Annotated in this window: 26 protein-coding genes; 13 read left to right on the top strand and 13 right to left on the bottom strand. The window is 64.1% G+C overall.

What is annotated here, in order from left to right; all coding sequences use genetic code 11:
• Positions 1 to 26: 26 nt before the first annotated feature.
• Genes J1C52_RS13085 through J1C52_RS13075 form a run of 3 tightly spaced genes read right to left on the bottom strand, consistent with a single transcriptional unit; the run spans position 27 to position 2073 of the window.
• A complete protein-coding gene (locus J1C52_RS13085) occupies positions 27 to 902 on the bottom strand; it encodes a polyprenyl synthetase family protein (protein WP_227428394.1) in 876 nt (291 codons plus the stop codon).
• Positions 899 to 1141 (bottom strand): exodeoxyribonuclease VII small subunit, encoded by a 243-nt coding sequence (locus J1C52_RS13080; RefSeq protein ID WP_227428393.1) that lies wholly within the window; start codon positions 1139 to 1141, stop codon positions 899 to 901. The genes J1C52_RS13085 and J1C52_RS13080 overlap by 4 nt, the downstream gene beginning before the upstream one ends.
• A complete protein-coding gene (locus J1C52_RS13075; RefSeq protein WP_227428392.1) occupies positions 1138 to 2073 on the bottom strand; it encodes a histone deacetylase family protein in 936 nt (311 codons plus the stop codon). The genes J1C52_RS13080 and J1C52_RS13075 overlap by 4 nt, the downstream gene beginning before the upstream one ends.
• Positions 2074 to 2187: 114 nt before the next feature.
• Between J1C52_RS13075 and J1C52_RS13070 the strand changes: the two genes are divergently transcribed.
• From J1C52_RS13070 to J1C52_RS13050, 5 genes are all read left to right on the top strand, one after another.
• On the top strand, positions 2188 to 3660 hold the full coding sequence (locus J1C52_RS13070; protein WP_227428391.1) for an AMP nucleosidase: 1473 nt from the start codon (positions 2188 to 2190) through the stop codon (positions 3658 to 3660).
• 183 nt (positions 3661 to 3843) lie between these two features.
• Positions 3844 to 4134 carry an HU family DNA-binding protein gene (locus tag J1C52_RS13065; protein WP_227428390.1) on the top strand — a complete coding sequence of 97 codons (291 nt, stop codon included), beginning with the start codon at positions 3844 to 3846 and terminating at the stop codon, positions 4132 to 4134.
• Between the two features lie 121 nt (positions 4135 to 4255).
• Complete coding sequence (locus tag J1C52_RS13060) at positions 4256 to 5425, top strand: acetyl-CoA acetyltransferase (RefSeq protein WP_227428389.1); 1170 nt, start codon at positions 4256 to 4258, stop codon at positions 5423 to 5425.
• A complete protein-coding gene (locus tag J1C52_RS13055) occupies positions 5422 to 6996 on the top strand; it encodes an acyl-CoA synthetase (RefSeq protein WP_370633270.1) in 1575 nt (524 codons plus the stop codon). Before J1C52_RS13060 ends, J1C52_RS13055 begins: the two co-directional genes overlap by 4 nt.
• Entirely contained in the window at positions 6993 to 7805 is an 813-nt protein-coding gene (locus tag J1C52_RS13050; protein WP_227428388.1) for a hypothetical protein, read from the top strand. Before J1C52_RS13055 ends, J1C52_RS13050 begins: the two co-directional genes overlap by 4 nt.
• 98 nt (positions 7806 to 7903) lie before the next feature.
• Here J1C52_RS13050 and J1C52_RS13045 read toward each other — a convergent pair whose 3' ends face one another.
• From J1C52_RS13045 to J1C52_RS13020, 6 genes are read right to left on the bottom strand one after another with little or no spacing between them, the layout of a single operon-like run.
• Positions 7904 to 9124: a CoA transferase gene (locus tag J1C52_RS13045; RefSeq protein ID WP_227428387.1), complete on the bottom strand. Its 1221-nt coding sequence runs from the start codon at positions 9122 to 9124 to the stop codon at positions 7904 to 7906.
• Positions 9121 to 9999, bottom strand: a complete 879-nt coding sequence (locus J1C52_RS13040) for an FAS1-like dehydratase domain-containing protein (RefSeq protein ID WP_227428386.1) — start codon at positions 9997 to 9999, stop codon at positions 9121 to 9123. The genes J1C52_RS13045 and J1C52_RS13040 overlap by 4 nt, the downstream gene beginning before the upstream one ends.
• On the bottom strand, positions 9999 to 10895 hold the full coding sequence (sucD, locus tag J1C52_RS13035) for a succinate--CoA ligase subunit alpha (RefSeq protein ID WP_227428385.1): 897 nt from the start codon (positions 10893 to 10895) through the stop codon (positions 9999 to 10001). Before sucD ends, J1C52_RS13040 begins: the two co-directional genes overlap by 1 nt.
• Positions 10896 to 10910: 15 nt before the next feature.
• The gene (locus J1C52_RS13030; protein WP_227428384.1) at positions 10911 to 12083 is read right to left on the bottom strand and encodes a malate--CoA ligase subunit beta; all 1173 of its coding nucleotides are present in this window, start codon (positions 12081 to 12083) and stop codon (positions 10911 to 10913) included.
• A gap of 22 nt (positions 12084 to 12105) precedes the next feature.
• Positions 12106 to 13047 (bottom strand): HpcH/HpaI aldolase/citrate lyase family protein, encoded by a 942-nt coding sequence (locus J1C52_RS13025; RefSeq protein ID WP_227428383.1) that lies wholly within the window; start codon positions 13045 to 13047, stop codon positions 12106 to 12108.
• 23 nt (positions 13048 to 13070) lie between these two features.
• Positions 13071 to 14288, bottom strand: a complete 1218-nt coding sequence (locus J1C52_RS13020) for a pyridoxal-phosphate-dependent aminotransferase family protein (protein ID WP_227428382.1) — start codon at positions 14286 to 14288, stop codon at positions 13071 to 13073.
• A 141-nt stretch (positions 14289 to 14429) separates the two neighbouring features.
• Here J1C52_RS13020 and J1C52_RS13015 point away from each other — a divergent pair, with 141 nt between their 5' ends.
• Both J1C52_RS13015 and J1C52_RS13010 read left to right on the top strand, forming a co-directional pair.
• On the top strand, positions 14430 to 15836 hold the full coding sequence (locus J1C52_RS13015) for a helix-turn-helix domain-containing protein (RefSeq protein ID WP_227428381.1): 1407 nt from the start codon (positions 14430 to 14432) through the stop codon (positions 15834 to 15836).
• Positions 15837 to 15895: 59 nt separating this feature from the next.
• On the top strand, positions 15896 to 16504 hold the full coding sequence (locus J1C52_RS13010) for an SH3 domain-containing protein (protein ID WP_227428380.1): 609 nt from the start codon (positions 15896 to 15898) through the stop codon (positions 16502 to 16504).
• Here the strand turns inward: J1C52_RS13010 and J1C52_RS13005 are convergent.
• Complete coding sequence (locus tag J1C52_RS13005; RefSeq protein WP_227428379.1) at positions 16501 to 17436, bottom strand: NAD(P)H-binding protein; 936 nt, start codon at positions 17434 to 17436, stop codon at positions 16501 to 16503. The two genes, J1C52_RS13010 and J1C52_RS13005, sit on opposite strands and share 4 nt — an antisense overlap.
• The gene (locus tag J1C52_RS13000) at positions 17433 to 18332 is read right to left on the bottom strand and encodes a LysR family transcriptional regulator (protein WP_227428378.1); all 900 of its coding nucleotides are present in this window, start codon (positions 18330 to 18332) and stop codon (positions 17433 to 17435) included. The genes J1C52_RS13005 and J1C52_RS13000 overlap by 4 nt, the downstream gene beginning before the upstream one ends.
• Before the next feature lie 109 nt (positions 18333 to 18441).
• Here J1C52_RS13000 and J1C52_RS12995 point away from each other — a divergent pair, with 109 nt between their 5' ends.
• The 6 genes from J1C52_RS12995 to J1C52_RS12970 all read left to right on the top strand — a co-directional run bounded on the left by J1C52_RS12995 (position 18442) and on the right by J1C52_RS12970 (position 23760).
• On the top strand, positions 18442 to 19239 hold the full coding sequence (locus tag J1C52_RS12995) for a S49 family peptidase (protein WP_227428377.1): 798 nt from the start codon (positions 18442 to 18444) through the stop codon (positions 19237 to 19239).
• A gap of 4 nt (positions 19240 to 19243) precedes the next feature.
• Positions 19244 to 19435: a hypothetical protein gene (locus J1C52_RS12990; protein ID WP_227428376.1), complete on the top strand. Its 192-nt coding sequence runs from the start codon at positions 19244 to 19246 to the stop codon at positions 19433 to 19435.
• 3 nt (positions 19436 to 19438) lie between these two features.
• The gene (locus J1C52_RS12985; RefSeq protein WP_227428375.1) at positions 19439 to 20380 is read left to right on the top strand and encodes a calcium/sodium antiporter; all 942 of its coding nucleotides are present in this window, start codon (positions 19439 to 19441) and stop codon (positions 20378 to 20380) included.
• A gap of 2 nt (positions 20381 to 20382) precedes the next feature.
• Positions 20383 to 21159, top strand: a complete 777-nt coding sequence (locus J1C52_RS12980; RefSeq protein ID WP_227428374.1) for an SDR family oxidoreductase — start codon at positions 20383 to 20385, stop codon at positions 21157 to 21159.
• 322 nt (positions 21160 to 21481) lie between these two features.
• Entirely contained in the window at positions 21482 to 23347 is a 1866-nt protein-coding gene (gene uvrC / locus J1C52_RS12975; protein WP_227428373.1) for an excinuclease ABC subunit UvrC, read from the top strand.
• Between the two features lie 152 nt (positions 23348 to 23499).
• The gene (locus J1C52_RS12970) at positions 23500 to 23760 is read left to right on the top strand and encodes a 3-ketoacyl-ACP reductase (protein WP_227428372.1); all 261 of its coding nucleotides are present in this window, start codon (positions 23500 to 23502) and stop codon (positions 23758 to 23760) included.
• A gap of 208 nt (positions 23761 to 23968) precedes the next feature.
• Here the strand turns inward: J1C52_RS12970 and J1C52_RS12965 are convergent, their stop codons facing one another.
• The gene (locus J1C52_RS12965; protein ID WP_304621952.1) at positions 23969 to 25042 is read right to left on the bottom strand and encodes a hybrid-cluster NAD(P)-dependent oxidoreductase; all 1074 of its coding nucleotides are present in this window, start codon (positions 25040 to 25042) and stop codon (positions 23969 to 23971) included.
• 5 nt (positions 25043 to 25047) lie between these two features.
• Positions 25048 to 26283, bottom strand: a complete 1236-nt coding sequence (locus J1C52_RS12960) for an aromatic ring-hydroxylating oxygenase subunit alpha (RefSeq protein ID WP_227428371.1) — start codon at positions 26281 to 26283, stop codon at positions 25048 to 25050.
• Positions 26284 to 26310: the final 27 nt, after the last annotated feature.

Below are 26310 nucleotides of genomic sequence, written 5' to 3'. Positions count from 1 at the left end.
TGGTCCTGTTTGCGTCGCGCGGGGGATCACGCCTTGCGGGCAATAACGAATTGCGCCGCGTCCCGCAATAGATCGGCCTGTTGACCGTATGGCTCAAGGGCGGTTTGTGCCTGTGCGATCAGGTCAAGCGCGCGGGCTTTCGCACCGTCCAGCCCCAGCAATGACACGAAAGTGGCCTTGCCGGCCTCTGCGTCTTTTTGCAGGCGTTTGCCGGCCAGTTTGGCGTCGCCCTCGACATCCAGAATGTCATCGGCAATCTGGAACGCCAGACCGAGCGCCTGCGCATAGGCGGCAAGCGGCGCGGGGTCGGCCCCGGCCATGCGCGCGCCCGCGCAGGCGGACCATTCGATCAGCGCGCCGGTCTTGCCCGCTTGCAGGGCCGTGATCGCGTCCAGATCGAGCGGCGTGGTGGCGGTTTCGGCGGCAATATCAAGCGCCTGCCCCAGCACCATGCCCGCCCCGCCAGAGGCATGGGCAAGCGACGCGAGAAGCGCCAGACGCCCCGCATCCGACGGCGCGGCATCGGGCTGCGCGAGCAACCCGAAAGCCAGCGTTTGCAGCGCGTCGCCGGTCAGGATGGCGGTCGCGTCATCCCATTTCACATGCACCGTGGGCTGGCCCCGGCGCAGGTCGTCGTCATCCATGGCGGGCAAATCGTCATGCACCAGCGAATAGGCATGAATGGCTTCGATCGCAGCCGCGGCGGCCACGGATTGCTCTGGCCCGATCCCGTGCAGCCGCGCGCTTTCCAGCACCAGAAACCCGCGCAGTTTCTTGCCGCCCAGCGCTGCATAGGCCATCGCGTCGCGTACCACGCTTGCGGGCAGGGTTGCGATCTCGGCTTGCAGCCGCGCCTCGACAGTCTCGGCGGCGGCGCTCAGGGCGGCGGGAAAGCTGGTCATGGGTTGAACGGTTCTGTCGCTTTCGGGGTGCCATCTTCGGCCAGCCGGATCGCTTCCACCCGCATTTGCGCTGCTTGCAGCCGCGCCTCGCAATGCGCTTTCAGCTTCGCGCCGCGTTCATAGAGCGTGATCGAATCCTCCAGCGGCACGTCGCCCCGTTCCAGACGGGTGACAACCTGCTCCAGCTCGGCCAGGGCGGCCTCGAAGCTCATTTCGTCAATCGGGGTTTCGCTGCTCATGCGGATCGCTCCATCAAGACCTTGACATGCGCCGCGACCGAACGGCCCAACGCGGGCAGGTCATAGCCGCCTTCCAGCACGGAAACCAGCCGCCCTTGGGCATGTTTTTCCGCCACATCGCACAGGGCGCCCGTGACCCAGGCGAAATCTTCTTCCAGCAGGTCAAGCTGCGCCAGCGGGTCGTCACGATGCGCGTCGAACCCGGCAGAGACGAGGACCATCTCGGGCGCGAAACGGTCAAGTTGCGGCAGCACAACATCTTCATAGACACGCCGGAACGCCGCGCCATCGGTGCCCGGCTTCAGCGGCACGTTCATCACGTTGCCATGCGCGCCGCGCTCGTCAGGTGTGCCGGTGCCGGGCCATAGCGGCATCTGGTGGCTGGAGATGAACAGCGCGCGGCGTTCGTCCCACAGCAGGTCTTGCGTGCCATTGCCGTGGTGCACGTCGAAATCCACCACCGCCACGCGTGACAGCCCGTGCATTTCCACCGCGTATTTCGCGGCAATCGCCACGGTGCCGAACAGGCAAAAGCCCATCGGTTTTTCCGTTTCGGCATGGTGGCCGGGCGGGCGCATGGCGACAAAGGCATTTCCCGCCTGCCCGCCCATGACCCGGTCCACGGCGGCACAGGCCCCGCCCACGGCGCGCAAGGCGGCCTGCATGGACATGTTCGACACATGTGTATCGGCATCGAGCTGGTATATGCCCGCCGCAGGCAGCGCGCGGCGAATGCGGTCGATATAGGCTTGCGGGTGGCACAGAAGCACGCGCTCTTCACTGGCGATGGGCGCGGAATGGCGGTCGAGGGTTGCGAATTCGGGCGCGGCCAAGGCATCGGCAATCGCGGCCAGCCGCGCGGGCGATTCGGGGTGTCCGTGCGGGGTCTGGTGCGCCTCGCCATCGGCATGGGTATAGAATGCGGTTGTCATGCCCGAACGCTAGTCGATTGGCGTGCAGGGGGGAAGCGCAATTTGACGCGGCGGCCCGCTTGTCGCGGGGGCGGGCTTGGGGCAATCTGCGTCAAAGCCCGAACTGGACATGATATGAATTTTGCCGACATCCTGACGCCGCCAGATGCGCCACATGAAACCTTCACCGACCCCGATGCAGCGGTGGCCAAGCTAGAGGCGCTATACAAGGACGCCACGCAATTCCTGATCGCGGCCTTCAACGATCTGGCCAAGGGCGCGGCGCCGAAAGGGCGCTACCGGGCCTATTACCCAGAGATTCGGTTCGTCACCACGCGCTTCGACCAAGTGGATTCGCGGCTGAGCTTCGGGCATGTTTCGGAACCCGGCGAATATGCCACAACCGTCACCCGCCCAGACCTGTTCCGCCATTACCTGCGCCAGCAGATCGCGCTGTTGATGGAAAACCACAACATGCCGGTCAGCATCGGTCCGTCCTCGACGCCGATTCCGCTGCATTTCGCCATGGCCGGGCGCGGGGACGTGGCCTTGCCCGAAGGCGGTGAGATGGCGCTCAGCTTGCGCGATGTATTCGACGTGCCCGATCTGGACACAACGAATGACGACATCGTCAATGGCGACCGGGTGCGCAATGCCGACGGGTCGCTGCCGCTGGCGCTGTTCACGGCGCAGCGTGTGGATTACTCGCTCGCGCGGCTTGCGCATTATACCGCGACCACGCCCGAGCATTTCCAAAACCACATCCTGTTCACAAACTACCAGTTCTATGTCGACGAATTCGAGGCCTTCGCCCGCGACATGCTGCGCGACCCCGAGAGCGGCTATACCGCCTTTGTCGCGCCGGGTGACGCGGTCATCACCGACCCGGATGCCGACATCCCTCCCCTGCCCCGCCTGCCGCAGATGCCCACCTATCACCTGAAGCGGGCCAAGGGCGCGGGCATCACGCTCGTGAATATCGGGGTTGGCCCGTCGAACGCGAAAACCGCGACCGACCATATCGCCGTGCTGCGCCCCCATGCGTGGCTGATGGTCGGGCATTGCGCGGGGCTGCGCAACTCTCAGGCTTTGGGCGATTTCGTGCTGGCACATGCTTACCTGCGCGAAGACAACGTGCTGGACGCCGATCTGCCCGTCTGGGTGCCGATCCCGGCGCTGGCCGAAATCCAGATCGCGCTGCAAGACGCGGTGGCGCAGGTCACGCAGCTGGAAGGCTATGCGCTGAAACAGATCATGCGCACCGGCACCGTGGCCACCATTGACAACCGCAACTGGGAGTTGCGCGATCAATCCGGCCCCGTCCAGCGCCTCAGCCAGTCGCGCGCCATCGCGCTGGACATGGAAAGCGCGACCATCGCGGCCAACGGGTTCCGCTTCCGGGTGCCCTATGGCACGCTTTTATGCGTGTCCGACAAACCCCTGCATGGCGAGTTGAAACTGCCCGGCATGGCATCGAGCTTTTACAAGACGCAGGTCGCCCGGCATTTGCAGATCGGCATCCGCGCCATGGAATTGCTGCGCGACATGCCGCTGGAACGCATCCACAGCCGGAAACTGCGCAGCTTCAGCGAAACCGCGTTTTTGTAGCTTTTGCCCGAATGCCGCGACGGAAAGCGCCGTCAACCGGCATTTTTCAGTGGTTTTCCCCAGAAAAAGGGTTTTTTCTGCGCCTGTGGGAATTGTCACCTGCGTGAAAACAAGGCTAGATGCGCCTCGCAACACAGTTCACAGCCGCGCGAGGCGCGGCGAACCCGAGAGATGGAGAGACGAATGACCGCGAAACCGATGACCAAGACCCAGCTTGTCGCCGCACTGGCCGAAGAGATGGACGCCGACAAGAAAACCGCAAACGCCGCGCTGGACGCCATTGCCGCGCTGGTCATGCGCGAGGTCTCGGCCGGTGGTGCGGTCACGCTGCCCGGCATCGGCAAGGTCATGTGCCGCGCCCGCCCCGAGCGTCAGGTCCGCAACCCCGCCACCGGCGAGACGATGACCAAGGAAGCCGACCGCGCCGTGAAGGTGACGATCGCCAAAGCCCTGAAAGACGCTGTCAACAGCTAAGGGTTGTATCCTTTCCCGAAAGGCGGGCCTGCGCAAGCGGCCCGCCTTTTTCTATGCGCACACGGCTCTGGCCAAGGCGCGGGGCGCGGTCTAACCTCTGGCCCAAACGGGAGGTTACACCATGGCGAACGCGCAGATCGTGGGCTGGTCCCACACCCCTTTCGGCAAATCCGACGCCGACAGCACCGAAGCCCTGATGGCCCTTGCCCTTGCCCCGGCGCTGGACCATGCGGGCATTGGCGCGGAAGATGTCGATGGCATTTTCGTGGGCGTCTACAATAACGGTTTCTCGCGCCAGGATTTCCAAGGCGCGCTTGTCGCGATGGCGGATGAGCGCTTCGCCCATACCCCTGCGACCCGCTATGAAAATGCCTGCGCGACCGGATCGGCCGCGCTGCACGGCGCGATGGATTTCATCGAATCCGGGCGTGGGCGCATCGCGCTGGTGGTGGGCGCGGAAAAGATGACCGCCACGCCCACGGCAGAGGTGGGCGATATTCTACTGGGGGCCAGCTACCGCGCCGAGGAAGCCGAAGTAGACGGCGGCTTCGCGGGCCTGTTCGGCCAGATCGCCGCCAGCTATTTCCAGCGCCATGGCGACAAGTCCGAAGAACTGGCCATGATCGCCGCCAAGAACCACGCGAACGGCATGGCGAACCCCATCGCGCATATGCGCAAACCCTTCGACGTGGCATTTTGCAACACCGTGTCGGACAAGAATCCGCGTGTGGCAGGGCCGTTGCGGCGCACCGATTGCTCGCTTGTCAGCGATGGCGCGGCGGTGCTGGTTCTGGCCGATGCGGAAACGGCGGCGGGGTTGAACCGTGCGATCGCATTCCGCGCCCGCGCCCATGCCAATGACATCATGGCGCTGTCGCGCCGCGACGTGCTGGAATTCAAGGGCGCGCGGCTGGCTTGGGCCAAGGCGCTGGCGCAGGCGGGCGTCACGCTCGACGACCTGTCGCTGGTGGAAACGCATGATTGCTTCACCATCGCCGAGTTGCTGGAATACGAGGCGATGGGGCTGGCGGAACCGGGCCAAGGCGGCCGCGTCATCCGCGAGGGCATTACCGCCAAGGACGGGCGCCTGCCGGTCAACCCGTCGGGCGGGCTGAAATCCAAGGGCCACCCCATCGGGGCCACGGGCGTGTCGATGCATGTCATGGCAGCGCAACAACTGACGCATGACGCGGGTGACATGCAGATCCGCGGCGCCACCATGGCGGGCGTGTTCAACATGGGCGGCGCGGCTGTCACCAACTACGTGTCCATCATGGAGCGGGTGAAGTGAGCACGGACCTGTCACAAGGCATGACGCCCGTCTCGACCCGCGTGATGAACCTGTCGCATCTGCTGACGGAAAGCGCCCGGCGCGCGCCGGATGACATCGGGCTGGTCTGGGGCGCGCAGGTCTGGACATGGGCCGAGCTGGAAGCGCGCGCCACCGCCTTTGCCCGCGTGTTGGTGCAGGATTATGGCGTGGGCAAGGGCGACCGCGTGCTGGTGCAATCGGCGAATTGCAACCAGATGTTCGAAGCGGTGTTCGGCTGCTGGCGCGCGGGTGCGGTCTGGGTGCCCGCCAATTTCCGCCAATCGCCCGAGGATGTGGCCTTCCTTGCGCAATCGTCGGGCGCGAAGCTGCTGTTATGCGGGGCGGAATTCGCGGAGCACGCATCCGCCTGCGACCTGCCCACCATCGCTATTGGCGCGGCCAGTTTCGGCCCGGATTACGACACACTTATCGCCCCCCACATGGGCCAGCCGCAACCCGTGGCAGAGGTCTACCGCGACGACCCGTGCTGGTTCTTCTTCACATCCGGCACCACGGGGCGGCCCAAGGCGGCGGTGCTGACGCATGGCCAGATGGCCTTCGTCATCACCAACCACCTGTGCGACCTGATGCCCGCGACGGGGCCGGAGGATGCGTCTTTGGTCGTGGCCCCGCTGTCGCATGGCGCGGGCGTGCACCAGCTTAGCCAAGTGGCGCATGGGGTGAAAACGATCCTGCCCACGGGCGCGAAATTCGACCCGGATGAGCTTTGGGCGCTGGTCGCGAAATGGCGCGTGACCAACATGTTCACCGTGCCGACTATCGTGAAACTGCTGGTCGAACACCCCGCCGTGGACCAGCACGACCATTCCAGCTTGCGCTACGTGGTTTACGCAGGCGCGCCCATGTATCGCGCCGACCAGATACGCGCGTTGGAAAAGCTGGGGCCGGTGCTTGTGCAGTATTTCGGCTTGGGCGAAGTGACGGGCAACATCACCGTGCTGCCGCCCGCCCATCACCACATCGACGATGACACGATGCGCATCGGCACCTGCGGTTTTGCGCGCACGGGGATGCAGGTGCAGATACAGGATGCCGAAGGGCGCGAGGTGGCACCCGGTGAAACGGGCGAAATTGCCGTCATCGGCCCCGCCGTGTTCGCGGGCTATTTCAACAACCCCGAGGCCAATGCCAAATCCTTCCGCAATGGCTGGTTCCTGACGGGCGATCTGGGGCATATGGACGAGGCGGGCTTCGTCTACCTGACGGGGCGCGCGTCAGACATGTATATCTCTGGCGGGTCGAACATCTACCCGCGCGAGATCGAGGAAAAGCTGCTGATGCACCCCGCGATTTCCGAGGTCGCGGTGCTGGGTGTGCCCGACCCGGTCTGGGGCGAGGTGGGAATGGCGGTCTGCGTGTGCAACGGGGACGAACCGGCCGACCTGCTGGACTGGTTGTCGGGCAAGATTGCCCGCTACAAGCTGCCGCGGCACGTGGTGTTCTGGGACGCGCTGCCGAAATCGGCCTATGGCAAGATCACCAAGAAGATGATCCGCGAAGAACTGGACGCGCGCGGGCAATTGCCGTGATACGCCGCGTCATCCATCCCGGCCCGGCGCTTGCCCCGCGCACGACCGTGTTGCCGGTGCGGGCGCACCCGGTCGAGGTGATCTTGCGCGGCGGTCTGCCCTTCGGGCAGGCAGTGGCAGAGGCACTGGCCGCCTTCGATGGCGGGTTTCTGGAACTTCGCGATGTCGCGATGGACCCGCTTGCCTATGTCATCCCCGGCCCCGCGCAGAACGGACACGCCGCATGGTATAGCGCCACGCACCACATGGGCGCGGACGCGCAGATCGTGCAAGGCTGCACCCATCTGGGCTGGCGAGAGGGCGCGCAGTTTACCCATACCCATGGCATTTGGGAAGATGAGAGCGGCGCGCGGCATATGGGGCATATCCTGCCCGACCAAGCGATTCTGGCCCGCGACTGCACGGTCACGGGCTGGGGGCTGACGGGCGGCTGCCTTGTGGCGCGGCCCGACCCGGAAACGGCGTTTACGCTTTTTCAGCCAGAGGCGCGGGCGGGCGCAGAAGGTGGCACAGCCGCGCATCTGGTCACGCTGCGGCCCAATCAGGATATTGGCGCGGCGCTGGTCGGGCTGGGGCTGACGGGCCGCGTGATGGGTCTGGGCAGCCTGATCGGCACCCGGATGGTGGGCGGCGCGGCATTGGAGAGCTACGCGACCGAGATCTTGCTGACAGCGGGCCGTGTCGGGCCGGAAGGGGCGGATCTCGACGCCGCCAGCATCGGGTTGGACGGGCGGATGATCGAGGGACGACTGGCGGCGGGCGCGAATGCGGTATTGGTCACGGCAGAGCTGTTGGTGCTGACCGAATAGCGGGCTGCGCCCAAGTCTATCTTTCAGGGGGCTTTGCCCCCGTCCGACCCCGTGTCGGGGTCGGACTCCCCCAGGATATTTGGACAAGGATGAAAGGGTCAGGGCTTGCCCTGCTTCACCACGCCTTCGTCGAAGAGGGAGGCGATTTCACTGTCGGGCAGGCACAGGACATCGCCCAAGATCGCCTCGGTATGCTCCCCAAGGACGGGCGCGCGGCGTGGGGCTTCGCGCGGGTCGTGGCTGAAGGACATGGGCGTGCCGGGCACGCGGTAGCGGCCGATGCCGGGCTGGTCGAGCATGGTGAACATCGGGTTGTCGAGGGACATGTCCTCGTCCTCTGCCACCGCCTGTTTGAAGTCGCGGAATTGCGACCAGGTGACGCCCGCCTTTTCAAACGCTTCGGCGAAATCGGCAACGCGGCGCGTGGCGAAGAAGGGGCGCAGCACGTCGGTGATCGCGTGGCGATGTTCCCAGCGCGCGCCTTCGCCCTTGAGCGAGGTGCCGAGTTGGGTTTCCAGCGCAGCTATCGCCTCGGTCGTGCCGGTCACTTTCTGCAAGCCGCGCCACTGGTTGTCGGTCAGGCCGATGACCATGACGCGGTTGCCGTCGGCGCAGATAAAATCCTGTCCGTAAGCGCCGTAGAGCGCGTTGCCGGATTTCGGGCGCGAGATGCCGTTGACCTCGACTTCGCCAATCACACCCAGATGGCCGAGCATGGCGGCGGCGACATCCTTGAGCGCAAGATCGACCGCAGAGCCATGGCCATGGCGCAGGCGCTTGCGCTCTGCCGCCAGAAGCGCCGAGACGACCATGTTGCCCGCGATGCAATCCCATGCGGGCAGCGCATGGGCGACCGGTTCGGTCGAGCCCTCTGGCCCGGTGGCCATGGGAAAGCCCAGCGCCGGGTTGACGGTGTAATCCACCGCCGGGCGGCCTGCGCGGTCGCCGGTCAATGTGACCATGCACAGGTCGGGGCGGCGGGCCGAGAGGGTTTCGTAATCCATCCAGCCCTTGACGCGCAGGTTGGTGATGAAAAGGCCCGCATCCTCGCCCGGTGCGCAGATCAGTTCCGAGATGATCTCGCGCCCGCGCGGGTGTTTCATGTCGATCGCGATCGAGCGTTTGCCCTTGTTCATACCCGCCCAGAACATGCTGGCGCCGGATTTGGCCACGGGCCAGCGGCCTGCATCCAAGCCCCCTTCGACACGGTCGAAGCGGATGACATCGGCCCCCATCTGCGCCAGCGTCATGCCCGCCAGCGGCACGGCGACGAAGGCAGAGCCTTCGACCACGCGCATTCCCTTCAGGATGCCGCTCATGCGGACCACTCCATCCGGGCCTGCATACACTGGTGGTTCGAGGTGGCGGCAACGCTGCACAGGTCCACGGCGGGTGCTCCTCGGTCCATCTGGCCCACGGCGGCCATGTCTTCGATGTGGAACATCGGGTGCACTCCTTTGAAGCGGAAGCGTTTGGGGGTCTGCCGGGTATGGCGGCAGGCGGCTTCCATCAGCAGGCAGGCCTGCATCGGCCCGTGCACGATCAGGGCCGGGTATTTCTCGACCTCGCGGGCATAGGGCATGTCGTAATGAATGCGGTGCGCGTTGAAGGTCACGGCGGAAAAGCGGAACAGCCGCGCTTCGTTCATGGGCACCACTTCTCGGAAATCGGGCGCGTCGGGCGCGGGAATGGCGCGGGGCGGGCGGAATTCGTCGGGCATGTCCAGATAGACGATGTCCTGTTCTTCGCGGATGGACCCGGCCTTGCCATGCAGGTCATGGCCCACGCGGACGAAATACATGGACCCGGTCGTGCCCTGCTTTTCCGTCACGGCCAGAATTTCCGAGCGGCGGTGCAGGGTTTCGCCCACTTCCAGCGCCCCCGTCCATTCCAGATTGCCCCCCGCCCACATGCGGCGCGGATAGGGCAAGGGCGGCAGAAAGCCCCCGAGTGCCGGGTGGCCATCCGTGCCCAATTCGGCAAGCGGCACGAATTCGGGGAAGGCGATCCAGTGCCACAAGGGTGGCAGCGGCGCGCCGATGCGCAGATCATGTGCCGGGGCCGATGCGTGCGAGAGCGTCGCGCCCATCATGCCGGCCAGATTTGGCGTCAGCGCGCCTTCGTGTTCTTCCACGCGGCCGACCCATGCTTGGGGGTCGGCCACGTCCTTGGTTTCATACCCTTCGGGGTGCATTATGCAGCAGCCTTTTTGCCAAGAATCTCTGCCACCGTCGCCCCCATGGAGGACGGGTTCGGCGCGACCTTGATGCCGGCTTCCTGAAGGATGACAACCTTTTCCTGCGCACTTTCCCCAAAGGCAGAGATGATTGCGCCAGCATGGCCCATCTTCCGGCCCTTGGGAGCGGATAGACCGGCGATATAGGCCGCGACCGGTTTGGTCATGTGATCGCGGATATATTCGGCGGCTTCGGCTTCCTGTGGGCCACCGATTTCGCCGATCATCATCACGGCATCGGTGTCGGGGTCATTCTCGAACAGTTCAAGAATATCCCTGAAGCTGGAGCCGTTGATCGGGTCGCCGCCGATGCCGACCGAGGTCGAGACGCCGATGCCCAGCGCCTTCATCTGGCTGGCGGCTTCATAGCCCAGCGTGCCCGAACGGCCCACGATGCCCACGCGGCCCGGCATGTAGATATGCGGCGGCATGATGCCCATGAACCCGATGCCGGGGCTGATGACGCCCGCGCAGTTCGGCCCGATCAGGCGCATCTTGCGGTCGGCCTTGTAGCGGCGCAGGAAGCGTTTGACCTTCATCATGTCTTGCGCGGGGATACCATCCGCCACGCTGACGGCCACGCGGATGCCTGCATCCGCCGCTTCCATCATTGCATCGGCGGCAACGGGCGGGGGCACGAACATGAGCGACGCATCGGCGCCGGTCGCCTCGACCGCTTCGCGCACGGTGTTGAACACGGGCTTGCCCAGCACCGTGGTGCCGCCGCGACCCGGCGTTACGCCGCCCACGACATTGGTGCCGGTTTCGATCATTTCCTGCGCGTGGAACTGACCGATGCGGCCAGAGATGCCCTGCACGATGATCTTGGTTTCTGGAGTAATCAGGATAGCCATTCTGGTAGTCCTTTCTTATGCAGCGGCAGCGTTGGGGCGCGCCTTGACGGCGGCCTCGGCGGCCTCAGCCAGGGTGCCTGCGGTGATGATCGGAACATCGGCGGTCTCAAGAATGCGGCGGCCTTCTTCGACATTGGTGCCCGCCAGGCGAACCACCACGGGAATGGTCATGCCGACTTCCTTGTAGGCCTGGACGACGCCTGCCGCGATCCAGTCGCAGCGGTTGATGCCTGCGAAGATGTTCACAAGGATCACGCTGACATTCGGGTCGGTCAGAACCGTACGGAACGCGGTCACGACGCGCTCGGCGCTGGCACCACCGCCGATGTCGAGGAAGTTGGCGGGTTCGGCCCCTGCAAGCTTGATCATGTCCATCGTGGCCATGGCGAGGCCCGCACCGTTGATGATGCAACCGATGTCACCGTCAAGGCCGATATAAGACAGGCCAGAGCCTGCCGCCATCGCCTCGCGCGGGTCTTCCTGGCTCAGGTCGCGCAGGGCGGCCACTTCGGGGCGGCGGAACATGGCGTTGGTGTCGAAGCTCATCTTCGCATCCAGCGCCACCAGATCGCCCGAGCCGGTGATGGCCAGCGGGTTGATCTCGACCATGGTCGCGTCCAGATCGCGGTAGGCGCGGTAGCAGGCGCGCAGGGTATTGACCATCTGGCCGATCTGGTTGCCGGTCAAGCCCAGACGGAAGGCCAGCTCGCGCGCCTCGAAGTCGCACAGGCCGGTGGCCGGGTCGACAATCATGCGCACAAGGCTGTCAGGGTCGTTTTCGGCCAGATCCTCGATCTCCATCCCGCCCGCGGCAGAGGCCACGATCATGATACGCTCGGATTTCCGGTCCAGAACGAAGCCGAGGTAGACTTCCTGCGCGATATCGGTCGCGGCTTCGACCCACAGCCGATAGACGCCCTTGCCCGCCGGACCGCTTTGCTTGGTCACAAGCTGGCGGCCAAGGATGTTGGCGGCGAATTCACGCACCTCTTCATCGGTGCGGCAGAATTTCACGCCGCCCGCTTCGCCGCGCCCACCCGAGTGGATTTGCGCCTTGATGACCACGGGCAGGCCGATTTCGCGCGCTTGGTAGGCCGCCTGTTCGGGCGAATAGGCCAGACCGCCACGCGGCACGGGGACACCGAATTTGGCCAGAATGTCCTTGGCCTGATGTTCATGAATATCCATTGTCTCTCCTCCCTCTCAGGGCTTAGCCACGGGCTGCGATTTGTTCGGCAACCTCGATCAGGTTGCGGGCCATCTTCTCGGAGGCTGCGTCGATCATCTTGCCATCGAGCGACGCGGCGCCTTTGCCTGCGGCTTCGGCTTTCTTCAGCTCTTCGATGATACGGTGCGCCTTGGTGACTTCGGCCTCGGGCGGGCTGAACACCTCGTTCGCCAGCGCGATCTGGCTGGGGTGAATGGCCCATTTGCCTTCGCAGCCCAGTGCGGCCGCGCGGCGCGCGCCAGCCTTGTAGCCCTCGGGATCCGAGAAATCGCCGAACGGCCCATCGACCGCGCGCAGACCATAGGCGCGGCAGGCCACGACCATGCGGGTGATCGAGGCGTGCCACTGGTCGCCCGGATAATCGGGATTCAGACCGCCGATATTGGTGGTGCGGGCGCGCATGGACGCCGCGTAATCGGCCACGCCGAAATGCAGGCATTCCAGACGGCCACCGAATTGCGCGATGGCTTCGACATTTGCCATGCCCAGCGCGGTTTCGATCAGCGCTTCCAGACCCACGCGGGTCTTCAGGCCACGACCCTGTTCGATCTGGTTGACCATGGCTTCGACCATATACAGGTCAGCCGGAACGCCGACCTTGGGCACCAGCAGCGTGTGCACCCGGTCGCCTGCCTGTTCCATGATATCGACCACGTCGCGATACATGTAATGCGTGTCCAGACCGTTGATACGCACCGACACGGTCTTGCCCTTGGCCGCCCAGTCGATTTCGTTCAGCAGCTTGACCGCGTTCTTGCGCGCCTGCTCTTTCTCGGGCGGGGCGACCGCGTCTTCCAGGTCCAGGAACACCACATCGGCGTCGCTGTCAGCGGCTTTCACCACCATGTCGATATTGGACGCAGGCACCGCCAGTTCGGAACGATGCAGCCGTTGCCGCCGAAGCGGGTGCAGTGTGTGTGACATTCTATGTCCCTTTCAGAGTTATGTTATTGAGCCGCGATCGGGGTGCTTTCCACGACCCGCGGACGGTCGCGACGCTTGCCGTCGGACCAATAGCGTTGAGCGCTCGCAAGACCCGCGCCCAGTTCGATATCCATACCCGCGCGCCACATGGCCATTTCGGCCATCGACAGCGCCCCGGCCAAGGTGCCCTCATTCACCCAGCCCAGATGCCCGATGCGGAACACCCGGCCCGCCAAACGGCCCAAGCCACCGCCGAAAGAGGCGCCGAGTTCGTCATGGGCGATGGAAATGACCTCGCGCGCGTCGATATGCATGGGCGTGCGAATGGCGGTCACGGTGTCAGAGAAAAGCGTTTCATGCTCGGCGACCATCTCCAGCCCCCAGGCCTGAACGGCGGCACGCACACCGCCAGCCATGCGGGCATGACGTGCGATGACGTTATCCATGCCCTCGGCCAGCAGCAGATCGACCGCCGCGCGCATTCCATGCAGCAGCGGAATGGGGGGCGTATAGGGGAAGTGCCCATCCGCTTGCAGGCGGACCATGTCGGCAAATTCGAAATAGGCGCGGCGCATGGTGGCGTGTTTCGCAGCTTCCATAGCCTTGTCGCTGACGCCCAAGATACCCACGCCAGCCGGGCACATCAGCCCTTTCTGGCTGCCGGTGACAGCAAGGTCCACGCCCCAGTCGGCCATCCGAAACTCGATAGAGCCGATGGACGACACGCCATCCACGAACAGAAGCGCGTCATGGAAATTCATGTCCAGCGCGCGGCGCACGGCAGCCACGTCAGAGGTGACGCCGGTCGCGGTTTCGTTATGCGTGACAAAGACGGCCTTGATGCGGTCATCCTTGTCGGCACCCAGGCGGCGCTCGATTTCCTTGACCGGAATGCCCGCGCCCCAAGCGACGTCGATCAACTCGACATCCAGCCCAAGGCGAACCGCCATCTGCGCCCAAAGTTCCGAGAAATGGCCGTGACGTGCCATCAGAACCCGGTCGCCGGGCGAGAGCGTATTGGTGATCGCGGCTTCCCACGCGGCGGTGCCGGAACCGGGGAAGAGGAACATCTGCCCGCCCTCCATGCGCATGATCTGGCGCAGGCCTTGGGCGATATCGCGGCCCAGATCACCAAAGCCGGGGGCGCGGTGGTCTTCGGCGGGCACATTCATGGCGCGGCGCACCATTTCGGGAATGGGCGTGGGGCCAGGGCAAAACAGGTGGCGTTGTCCGATGGTCATGGCAGGCGTCCTCCCAAACGCGATGACACAACCATGCGGCACAAAATCAGGATCGTGAATTCTTTCCGCGTCCTGCTGTAAATGCGAAGATTTACATGATATAAATTTTGTAAATATGTGAATTTTACAGGATACAAAGGTATGCTAAAAACCTTCATCGGCCCCCGTTTGCGCCGGTTGCGACAGGACCATGGACAGACGCAGGCCCAGATGGCGCGGGCGCTGGGAATTTCGACCTCTTATGTCAACCTGTTGGAAAAGAACGAAAGATCGGTTTCCGTTCCGGTATTGCTGAAGATATTCGAAACCTATGGCGTGGAATGGCGCGACATTGCCGAAGATGACGACACCGCCACCCTGACCGACCTGCGCGCCGCGCTGCATGACAACCTGTTCGACGCCGACCGCCCCGATTTGCCGCAACTGCGCGCGGCGCAAATCCACAGTCCCGACCTTGTGGCGTCTTTCCTGACGCTGCACCGCGCCTATCAGGCTGCGACAGATCAACTCATGGCGCTAGCGACCAGCGGCACGAATGCGGGCGACGTGCTGCCAAGTTCGCCCGAAGCCGCCGTCCACAACTTTTTCCGGCGCAACCAGAATCACTTCGCGGTGCTCGAATCGGCTGCTGCCACCTTCTGGGGCGGCAAACAGGTCGCGCCCGATGACACCTATAGCGCCCTGAAGGCGCTGCTGCGCGACCGGTTGGGCCTGCATGTCCGGCTGGTCACGATTGCAGAGATGCCCGACACCCTGCGCGATTACGACGAGGTTACGCGCGAGGTACGCCTGTCAGAGGCGCTAGACTATCCCAACCGCGTCTTCCAGCTTGTTCATGTGGCCGGGCTGATCGAACATGCCGACCTGCTGGACAAGCTTCTGTCGCAATCGCGCATCACCGACCCGCATGGGCTGGCGCGCTGCCGGGTGGAACTGACCAATTACTTCGCCGCCGCCGTGCTGATGCCCTATAGCGCCTTTCTGACCGAAGCGCTGGGGTCGAAATACGATTTCGCGCATCTGGCCACGCGCTTTGGCGTCAGTTTTGAGCAGGCGTGCCACCGCGCCACCACCTTGCAGCGCGCGGGCGCGCAGGGGGTGCCATTCTTCTTCGTGCGCATCGACAAGGCCGGAAACGTGACCAAGCGCTTCAACGCGACCGATTTCCATCTGGCCGAATATGGCGGCGCGTGCCCAAGGCTGGATGTGCATACCTCGTTCCGCACGCCGGGGCAGATCGTGCCGCAATTCGTGGAAATGCCCGATCGCAGCCAGTTCTTCGTTTTTGCCCGCACCGTGGACCGCCCCAGCCTGTCACGCCCTGCAACCGATGTGCGCCTGGCCGTCGCCATGGGCTGCGATGTCGATCACGCGGGCCAGATCGGCTATGCCGAAAGCCTGCGCGCCAGCCAGACGCGGCCCGTGCCCATCGGCATCAACTGCCGGACATGCCCGCGCGTGGGGTGCGATCAGCGCGCGCATAACGCCGTGGTGCTGTCCAAGCCGGTCGATGCCCGGCGGCGCGGGGCCACGCGCTATGCAAGCTAAGGCTTTGTGAACCGGGGGCATGCGTCTAGGCTGCCCCATCCCAACCGGAGCACCACGCCATGATCCGCCTTATTCCCCTGTCGCTAGCCCTTGCCTGCACTTGCGTTGCCCCTGCGCTTGCACAAGGCGATGTGCCCCCCGGCACCGTCTATATGTGCGACGAAGGCAGCCTTGATCGCCCCACTATCCAGGTGGTCATCCCGCATACGCCCGGACAGAACGCGACCCTGATGCTGGACAGCGAAGCGCTGGAGATGGCCCCAACCCCTGTCGGGTCCGGCTTTGGCTATGACATTGCCCTGCCCATCGGCCATTTCTTGGTGCGCGGCAAAGGGTCGGATGTCGAACTGTCCTTCGATGGTCAGGCCCCGGTCATGTGCCAAGCGACAGCGGATAGCCACAACACGGTCGTGTCGGCCATGGGGAATTTCTCGCTCGGGGGGAATGTGCGGGCCGGGCCGGGCACAGACTTTGCCCGCACCGACAGCCTACCATATGGCGAGCCGGTGGCGATCCTCGCGCGCAGCGGCGTCATGTTCGACGGCTATGAATGGTTCGAGATCGAGTATTCCGAAGGGCTGCGCGGCTATCAATGGGGTGGGATCATGTGCTCTAACGCGCTGCACATCATCGGGCTGTACGAAGAGTGCCCGGCGGACCTGAACTAGCCCTTGAACACCGCATGTGCGCCCAGATCGCTCGTCGCCTCGCCCCGCAACAGGGCCGCGTAATGGTCGTGCAGCGTGTCGGTGCCATATTCGGGCGTGGCGTCTGCGTCATATCGGGTGCCGTCCCAGACCAGCATGGATTCGGTCGCGTAATAGCGCCCGATGCGCGCAAACTCGGCCTTGGCGCGCAGGGATGGCACAAGGCGACCGGCGGCTGACAACGCGCCGATGATCGCGTCCATCACCCCCACGGGCAGGCTGCGGAACTTGGGCGGCTGGCCGGTCATCTGGAACAACATCACGCCCTGTTCGCGCGGGGTGATCGCCGGACCCGGCCCACCGATGGGCAGAATGCCCGTCCGGTCGGGATCGGTCAGGCAACCCACAATGTAGTCGGCCAGATCACGGTCAGAGATCGGCTTGCACGCGGTCAGCCGCCCATCGCCGAACAGCAGGAACGGCTTGCCCGCGCGCACCCGCGCCACTTGCCCCGAGAGCGATTTGAAAAACGCGGTCGGGCGCACGATGGCATGGCGCAGGCCAGAGGCTTGCAACTCCGCCTCGAACGCGAGTTTCGCGCGCTGGAATTCCAACAACGGCTTTTGCACGCAGATCGCCGACAGCAGAACGAACTGCCCCACCCCCGCCGCTTGCGCCGCGCGCAACAGCGCCAGATTGGCGGCGTGGTCCACGGCCCACGCATCGGCAGGCGCACCAGAGCGCGAGGCCATGCAGGACACAACCGCCTCTATGCCCGCCAAGGCGTCCGGGGCGAGCGGGCCGCGCGCAAGATCCGCGTCCAGCCGCGACATATCTTCGGGCAAAGCGCTGCCGGGGCGCACAAGGCAGGTCACGTCATGCCCGCAGGCCTGCAAACGCGCCAGCACCGCGCGCCCGATCGTGCCCGTGGCCCCTGTCAGCAACACCTTCATGCCACACCCTCGCGCGCTTTCGACAAGCGCCGCGCTTGTGCCAGAAGGGCGGCCAGAACGGGCGTGTGCGGCTCTCGCCAAGGCGCGATCAGGCCCACATGTTTCGCGCCCAGCCCCCCGCGCAGGGGAACCGCCGCCAATTCGGGCCGCGCGGCAAACAGCGCGGCGGTATCGGCATTGACCACGCTGACCCATTCGCCGGTCAGCACATGCGCGACCAGCGCGATCATGGAATTCGATTCGATGCGCGGCGCAATCGGCACGCCGGCTTGTTGCAGTTCATGGTTGATGATGCGGCGGTTCTGCATGTCCTCTGTCAGAAGCGCCAAGGGCAGACCGGCCAGATCGGCCCAATCCAGTTCCGACTTGGCCGCGCAGGGCCGCGTCTTGGCGGTCAAAAGCAGGTAGCGTTCCGTGTAAAGCGGCTCTGTCACCACGCGGCCCAAGGGTTCGTTGTCCAGATAGCTGATCCCGGCATCCAGTTGCAGATCGTCGATCTGTTGCAAGATCTCGACCGAGCTGCGCGACAGGATCTCGATCTGCACCCCGGGATGGCGGGCGATGAAGGGGCCGGTCAAATCGGCCACCATGGGCAGCGCCGTCGGCACCACGCCCAAGCGCAGATTGCCCGACAGCCCATGCCGCGCCGCGCGCATTTCCTGCCGCAGGCTGCGCGCATCACCCACGATGCGGCGCGCCCAGTCCAGCACGCGCGCGCCCTCTGGCGTTAGCCCTTCAAAACGCGAGCCGCGCCAGACCAACTGCACGCCCAATTCGCCCTCTAGCTGCTTGATCCCGGCAGAGAGCGAGGGCTGCGAGATGCCGCATTTCTCTGCCGCGCGGCCGAAATGGCGCTCTGCGGCCAGCGCCATGAACATTTCCAGACGGTCGAGCATAGGGCAGTCTCCTCGCCCTGCCATATGGGCAGAGCCTATTTCGCCACGCAAGCGGATAATCTGGCGCACCCTCTTGCTGGCCCTGCATGACCCCCCTATCTGCCAAGGCATGAAACGTTTCATCCCCTTCCTGAACACGGCCCCCAGCGTGGCCGTGATCCGTCTGCAAGGCATGATCGCCAGCGGCCCCGGCGCGGGCCGGCTGAATGACGTGGCCCTTGCCCCCGTCATTGAAACTGCCTTCAAGCGCGGCAAGCCCAAGGCGGTGGCGCTGGTCATCAACTCGCCCGGTGGCAGCCCCACGCAAAGCGCGCTGATCGCCGCGCGCATCCGGCGGCTGGCGGCGGAAAAGGACATTCCCGTCTTCGCCTTTGTCGAGGATGTGGCGGCCTCTGGCGGCTATTGGCTGGCCACCGCCGCCGATGAAATCTATGCCGACAGCAATTCCATTCTTGGGTCCATCGGTGTCATCTCGGCGGGCTTCGGCCTGCAAGACCTGATCGCGCGCTACGGGGTCGAACGCCGGGTCTACACCGCCGGGCAATCCAAGTCGCAGCTAGACCCGTTCCGCGCCGAAAAGCCCGAGGACGTGGCGCGGCTAAAGACGTTGCTGGACCAGATACATCAGAACTTCATCGCACAGGTCAAAGACCGGCGCGGCGCGAAGCTGGCCGAGCAAGACCTGTTCACCGGCGAATTCTGGCTGGGCGCGCAGGCGGTCGAGCTGGGGCTGGCCGATGGCATCGGCCATCTGGTGCCCACCATGAAGGACCGCTACGGCGACAAGGTGCAATTCCGCGCCTATGGACCGCGCCGCCCCTTCCTGTCGCGCTTCGGCCTGTCGCTGATGCAAGACGCGCTGGCGCTGTCGGAAGAACGCGCGCTTTACGCACGGTTCGGGTTGTAAGCCCATGTTGCTGAAAGTCGTTGTCGGGTTTCTGTTGTTCATGATCGTGATGGGGGCGGTTCAGAAATGGCTGAACCCCAACCGCCGCACGCCGCTGGACCGGCTGCGCAGTGCCAAGCTGCCCAAACCCCGCAAATGCAAAACCTGTGGTCGTTTCCTGCTGGGGCAGGACGATTGCACCTGCAAGGACCAATAACCTATGTTGCTTGATCTCGGGATGGTCGTGGGCGGCCTTGTCGCCCTGTTGCTTGCGGGCGATCTGCTGGTGAAAGGCGCGGTGAACCTGTCGCTGCGGCTGGGCATTCCGGCGCTGCTGGTGGGGATGACGGTCGTGGCCTTTGGCACATCGGCCCCGGAATTGCTGGTGTCGGTGCGCGCGGCCATGGCCGATGCGGGCGGGCTGGCGCTGGGCAATGTTGTGGGGTCGAACATTGCCAATATCCTGCTGGTGCTGGGCGCGCCCGCGCTGATCTCTGCCATGGCGGTGGGGCGCGATATTGCGCGCGACTATGCCATCATGATCGGCGCATCGGTCCTGTTCATCGCCGTGGCCTTCACCGGGCAGATCGGCACATGGCAGGCGCTGGTGCTGCTGGGGGCGTTCACGCTCTTCATGGTTGACAGCATTCGCCGCGGGTTGAAAGCGCGGGTCGAACCGGACGAGCTGGAAGGCGCGGACCCCGGCATCGGCTGGCCCAAGATCGCGATTTTCCTTGTGCTGGGCTGTATCGGCCTGCCGCTGGGGGCGAATTTCCTTGTCACCGGGGCCACGGCGATCGCGCGTGACCTGGGCGTCTCGGACGCGCTGATCGGGCTGACGCTGGTTGCCGTGGGCACGTCGCTGCCGGAACTGGCCGCCACCGTGATGGCCGCCATCCGGCGCGAGGGCGGAGTCGCGCTGGGCAACATTGTTGGGTCAAACCTGTTCAACCTGCTGTTCATCATCGGCACGGCGGGGCTGTTCGGCACCATGACCTTCCCGCCAGAGATGTTCCGCCTGGACCTGTGGGTCATGCTGGGTGCATCGCTGGTGCTGGCCCCCTTCATCTGGCGCGCGGCCCCCATCACGCGGGTCTGGGGCGTGGTCTTGCTTCTGGCCTATGCGGGCTATCTGTGGGTTCTTGTCCAAACCGGAGCCTGACAATGCCCAACGCCCTAGTCACCGGTGGCGCGCGCCGATTGGGCCGCGCCATGTGCCTGTATCTGGCAGGTCGCGGCTATGACGTGGCCATCCACTACGCCAACTCCGGCGCAGAGGCAGAAGCCTTGGCCGATGAAATCCGCACCATGGGCCGCCGCGCCACCTGCGTGCAGGCCGATCTGTTGGACGAGGCCGCGCTGGCGCCAATCATTCCAGACGCGGCACAGGCTTTGGGCGGGCCGATCAGCGTGCTGGTCAACAACGCGTCGATCTTCGAACAGGACAGCCTTGCCACCGCCACCCGCGAAAACTGGGACCGGCACATGATGAGCAACCTGCGCGCGCCCTTCGTGCTGACGCAGGCCTTCGCCGCGCAAGTGCCGCCGCCCGCGCGCGATGCGCAGGGCGAACCCTTGGCGCAAGGGCTGGTTGTGAACATGATCGACCAGAAGGTGCGCAAGCTGACGCCGCAGCACATGACCTATTCCATTGCCAAGATGGGGCTGTGGGCCTTTACCCGCATGGCGGCCCAAGAGCTGGGCGGCCAAGTCCGCGTCAACGCCATCGGGCCGGGCCCGACGCTACAGGCCCATGACCAGAGCGCAGAGGTCTATGACGCCAGCCGCCGCGCGACCGTTCTGGGGCGCGGCGCGAACCTTGACGACATCACCGCGGCGCTGGGTTATTTCATCGACGCCAAGGCCGTCACGGGCCAGCTTTTGTGCATCGACGGGGGCCAGCACCTGACATGGCAAACCCCCGATGTCACGCCGGTATGACAACCAGAACTGACATTTAGCGCGCAAGTTGTGCACCGCTCACGAAACCGTCACAAAACTGCGACCAAAACCGATGGTTTATCAAGGACTTGTAACAGTGCCAAAAATATTTCACGTCTTTTCAAAGGCTTATTTATGTGCCTATTTTTTGGGCACGGCAAGAAATCGCCTGTGACTCAAGGAAAAATCGCCGCCTTCCAAAGACTATCCACCAAGTTATCCACAGATTCCGTGGACAGGTTTCCGGTTGAACAGCCTTTGATTTCGGTGCAGCGCGGCATAGAATCGCCCCGACACGCAGCCAACCCCAATACAGCTTGAAATGCCCGACACAGATCAGGACACACCCCTTTCCGGCCATGCCTGCATCCAGTCCTACCTGAAGGTGCTGGACAATTCTCCCGGCGTCTACCGTATGCTGAACGAGCGCTCGGAAGTGCTGTACGTCGGCAAGGCGCGGAACCTGCGGGCGCGGGTGTCGAACTATGCGCGCCCCTCGGGCCACACCGCCCGCATCGCGCGCATGATCGACGAAACGCGCTCGATGATGTTCCTGACCACCAAGACCGAAACAGAGGCGCTGCTGCTGGAGCAGAACCTCATCAAGCAGCTCAAGCCGCGCTACAACGTGCTGCTGCGCGACGACAAAAGCTTTCCCTATATCCTGCTGCCCCGCGATCACCCCTATCCGCAATTGCGCAAACATCGCGGGCGGCGGTCGACCAAGGGTAAGTATTTCGGCCCCTTTGCCAGCGCGGGCGCGGTGAACCGCACGCTCAACCAGTTGCAGCGCGTGTTCCTTTTGCGCAACTGCACCGATTCCGTTTTCAACAGCCGCACTCGGCCTTGCCTGCAATACCAGATCAAGCGGTGCTCGGCCCCGTGCGTGGGCTATATCTCGGAAGAAGATTACGGCGCGCTCATGCTTGACGCCGAACGCTTCCTGTCGGGCAAGGACACGAACCTGCAAAAGGAACTCGCGGCAGAGATGCAGGTCGCCTCTGACGCGATGGAGTTCGAGCGCGCCGCAGCACTCCGCGACCGCATCCGCGCGCTGACCAATGTGCAGCAACAACAGGGCATCAACCCCCAAGGCGTGCCAGAGGCGGACGTGATCGCGTTGCACCTGGAAAAGGGGCAGGCCTGCGTGCAGGTCTTCTTCATCCGCGCCAACCAGAACTGGGGCAATCGCGATTTCTACCCGGCGACCGGCGCAGGGGCGGCAGAGCCGGAAATCCTCGAAGCCTTCATGGCGCAGTTCTACGACGGCAAGGAACCGCCCCGGCAGATCTTGCTGTCGCACGGGCTGGAGGAACCCGACCTGATGGCCGACCTTCTGGCCCAACGCGCGGGCCGAAAGGTGGAAATCCTTGTGCCGCAACGGGGCGAAAAGGCAGATCTGGTCGCAGGCGCCCTGCGCAATGCCCGCGAAAGCCTTGCCCGCCGCATGGCGCATAGCACGGCGCAAGCCAAGCTTTTGCAAGGGCTGGCCGATGCCTTCGGGCTGGACGCCGCGCCGAACCGGGTCGAGGTCTATGACAACAGCCATATCCAGGGCAGCCACGCGGTCGGCGCTCTGATCGTGGCGGGGCCAGAGGGCTTTATCAAAAGCCAGTATCGCAAGTTCGACATCAAGGACACGAGTATCACCCCCGGCGACGATTTCGGCATGATGAAAGAAGTGCTGACCCGCCGCTTCACCCGCCTGCAAAAAGAAGACCCCGACCGCCAGTCGGACGCATGGCCCGACCTTTTGCTGATCGACGGCGGGGCGGGGCAGGTGTCGGCGGTGGCGGGCATATTGGAAGAGCTGGGCGTGGCCGATATTCCCATGGTGGGCGTGGCCAAGGGCGTGGACCGCGACGCGGGCAAGGAAGAATTCCACCGCGCGGGCCAACGCCCCTTCGCTTTGCGCCACAATGACCCGGTGTTGTATTTCGTCCAGCGCCTGCGCGACGAGGCGCACCGCTTCGCCATCGGCACCCACCGCGCGAAACGCGCCAAGGCGCTGACGGCATCACCGCTCGATGACATTCCCGGCGTGGGCGCGGGTCGCAAAAAGGCGCTTCTGGCGCATTTCGGCTCTGCCAAGGCCGTCACGCGGGCCGGGCTGGCCGATCTGCGCGCGGTGCCGGGCATCTCTGACGCGCTGGCGCAGGTGATCCACGACCATTTGAACGAGCGGTGACTTGCGCAGAGGGTGACGGCTGTCGATGCAGAAGATCGGCGGACAGCATTCGTCCTCACCCTTTTCTGACTGACCGCGCCACCCTTCGGCTATGGCCCCGCTCAGGGAATGGCTGTAGTCTTTCCGGGTGAAATCAAAGGAAAGGCGTTCCCATGCCAACGACAGATGAACTTCACGCAAAGCTGGAAGCGATCGGCAGCAAGATCGAACAAGCCAGACAAAAGTTGGATTTCAAGCAGGGGCTGAACGACGGTCACAACCTGAGCAGCGGAGAGCTGCAAGCGCGCTATGAATACTTGCAAGGCGTGCTCCAGAAGGAAGTTGCAGACCTTGAAACGCAGGGCAAACAAGTGAGTGCGCTGGAACAGGACGTGTTCGACTGGCTCAACAGCATCGACACGCGCATTTCCTAAAAGACAGCAGCACGGCACGCGCACAGGGCCGTCAAGCCTGACCGCCCTGTGCGCGTGTAGCCGTCCCGTAATCCCTTGGGATATGCTGATTCGGGTGATCCAAGACAATCTGACCGCGCAGTGGTTTGGGCGCAGCCAAACGCACCGGACGCCAAGGAAACAGATTTTTCATATTTAAAACAATAGCTTGCGTTTCACGTGAAACATGTCATGCCTCAACCTCAACCCGTCCAATCGGTTTCGAGCAGCAGGGCAGGATGTAGCCTGCCTCTATATCGTCCTCGGTAATGCCGCCGTTATGGACCATATGCACCTCGCCCGACAATTTGCGGGTTTTGCAGGTGCCGCACAGGCCGAAATTGCAGCCCGACGCCACCGCCAGACCACTGGCGCGAGCGATTTCCATGATCGTGTCGCCCTCGGTGCAGTCTGCCGTCACGCCAGAGCGGGCGAACACGATCTGCGCGGGCGCGCTGTCATCGGGCACCGGGTCGTCGAATTCGGTGATCTCGGCCACGGTTTCGGCGGGCGCGTGGAAGGATTCCTGATGGTAGCGCGACATGTCATAGCCCAGCGAGATCAGGATCTCGCGAACCGCGTCCATGAACCCTTCCGGCCCGCAGCAAAACACGTCGCGGTCCAGGTAGTCGTTGCACATCAGCCCCAGCATCAACTGGTTGAACTGCCCGCGATAACCGGTCCAGACCTCGTAGGGTTCGGGGCGGCTGACGACGAAATGCAAGGCCAGCCCCGACACGCGCGAGGCCATGTATTCCAGCCGCCGTCGAAAGATCAGATCGCTGGGCCGCCGCGCGCATTGAATGAAGCAGATATCGGGGTCTTCGCCGCGCTCGAACAGCGTGGTCGCCATAGACATCATCGGCGTCACACCCGAGCCTGCCGAGATGAACAGGTATTTCCCATCGGGCTGCGGCGGCAGGTGGAATAGCCCCGCAGGCCCGTAAGCGCGCAGGCGCATCCCCACTTGCAGATGCTCATGCATCCAGGCCGTGCCCACCGACCCCGGCTGAACCTTGGCGGTGATGGTCACATAGGCCGCCGTCACGGGCGAGGACGAGATCGTGAAGGTCCGCTGCACATTGCCGCCCGGCACCGGCAGGTCCAGCGTCAGGAATTGTCCCGCGCGGTAGACGAACATCGCCCCCGAGGGCGGACGAAAGGCGAAGGTCTTGACCCCCGGCGCTTCTGGCAGGATCGCCACGCATTCCAGCATTTCACTGTCGGACCAGACAGGGCTGTCCTTGGTCGGCATGGGGATCATGGGCGTCACTCCGCCGCGATACGGGACGGGCCCATCAGCGCGCTGTGCAGCGTGCGGCAATACCAATCGACGAACTGATTCACGCCACCTTCCTGCGCGCGGCTATAGGGGCCGGGCTTGTAGGCAGGCGAATTGATCCCGCGCTGGTTTTCCTCGACGATGCGGCGATCCTCGTCATTGGTGGCAATCCAGACCTCGGTCAGGCGCTTCAGGTCATAATCGCGCCCTTCCTCGGCATCCTTGTGCACCAGCCATGTGGTCGTGACCTGCGTTTGCATTGGCCCGACCGGCAACACGCGAAAGGTCAGAACCTGGTCGGACAGGAAATGGTTCCATGTATTCGGGTAGTGGAAGAACAGGCATGACCCGGCATCATCAAAGGGCACGCGGCCAATGCGCTTGGACACAGCCGCCTTGCCGTCCAGCGTGTAGCTGACGGCCTTGCCAAGGAACGGGATGCGCACGAAGCGCCAGCGCTCGGACGCATCGATCAGGTATTTCGCGGGCAGGCCCGCCGCCTCGCACCGGTCGACATGGGCGCGGCCCGCATTGCTGGTGGTGCTGTCATCGGCGCCCACAAGGTTCGGGTCATCCGGGAAGGTCACGCATAGCGATGGGTGAGAGCCGGAGCAATGATAGCATTCGCGGTTGTTTTCCAGCACCAGCTTCCAGTTGGCTTCCTCGATAATGCTGGATTGATGCGCGACCTTTAGATTGGCCAGATCATGCGGCCCCATGTAGCGCGCGGCCTGCGCTTCCAGATCGCGCGTGTCGGGCGCGTGTTCGGCGAGGCAGATAAAGATCATGCCCGAAATATCGCGGCAATGAACCAGCCCAAGACCATGCGCGGAAGGGTCGAAATCATCGCCCATCTCGCGTGCCCAAAGCAGCTTGCCATCCAGATCATAGGTCCATTGGTGATAGGGGCAGACCAGCTTCGGCGCGGTGCCTTTATGGGCAGAGCAAATCCGGCTGCCCCGGTGACGGCACGAATTGTGGAACGCGCGCACCACCCCGTCCATACCCCGCACGATGATGACAGACGCATTGCCCAATTCCAGCGTGATATAGCTGCCGCCCTTGGGCAGTTCCGCCGATGGGGCCGCGAAAATCCAGTCGCGTTGCCAGATGTTGCGCAGGTCGGCTTCGTAAACATCGGGGTCGGTGTAGAAGGCTTGCGGCAAGGAATGCCACGGCTTGCGGGACATGAGCAGGTAAAGCAGGTCAGAATTGCTGAGCATCTGGGCGGCCTTCATAGCGGGTGGAAG

The sequence above is a fragment of the Roseibaca sp. Y0-43 genome, assembly GCF_020667835.1.
Lineage (GTDB): Bacteria > Pseudomonadota > Alphaproteobacteria > Rhodobacterales > Rhodobacteraceae > Roseinatronobacter.
Note: the sequence above shows the minus strand (reverse complement) of the source record. Positions and strands in the feature narration are given on the sequence as shown.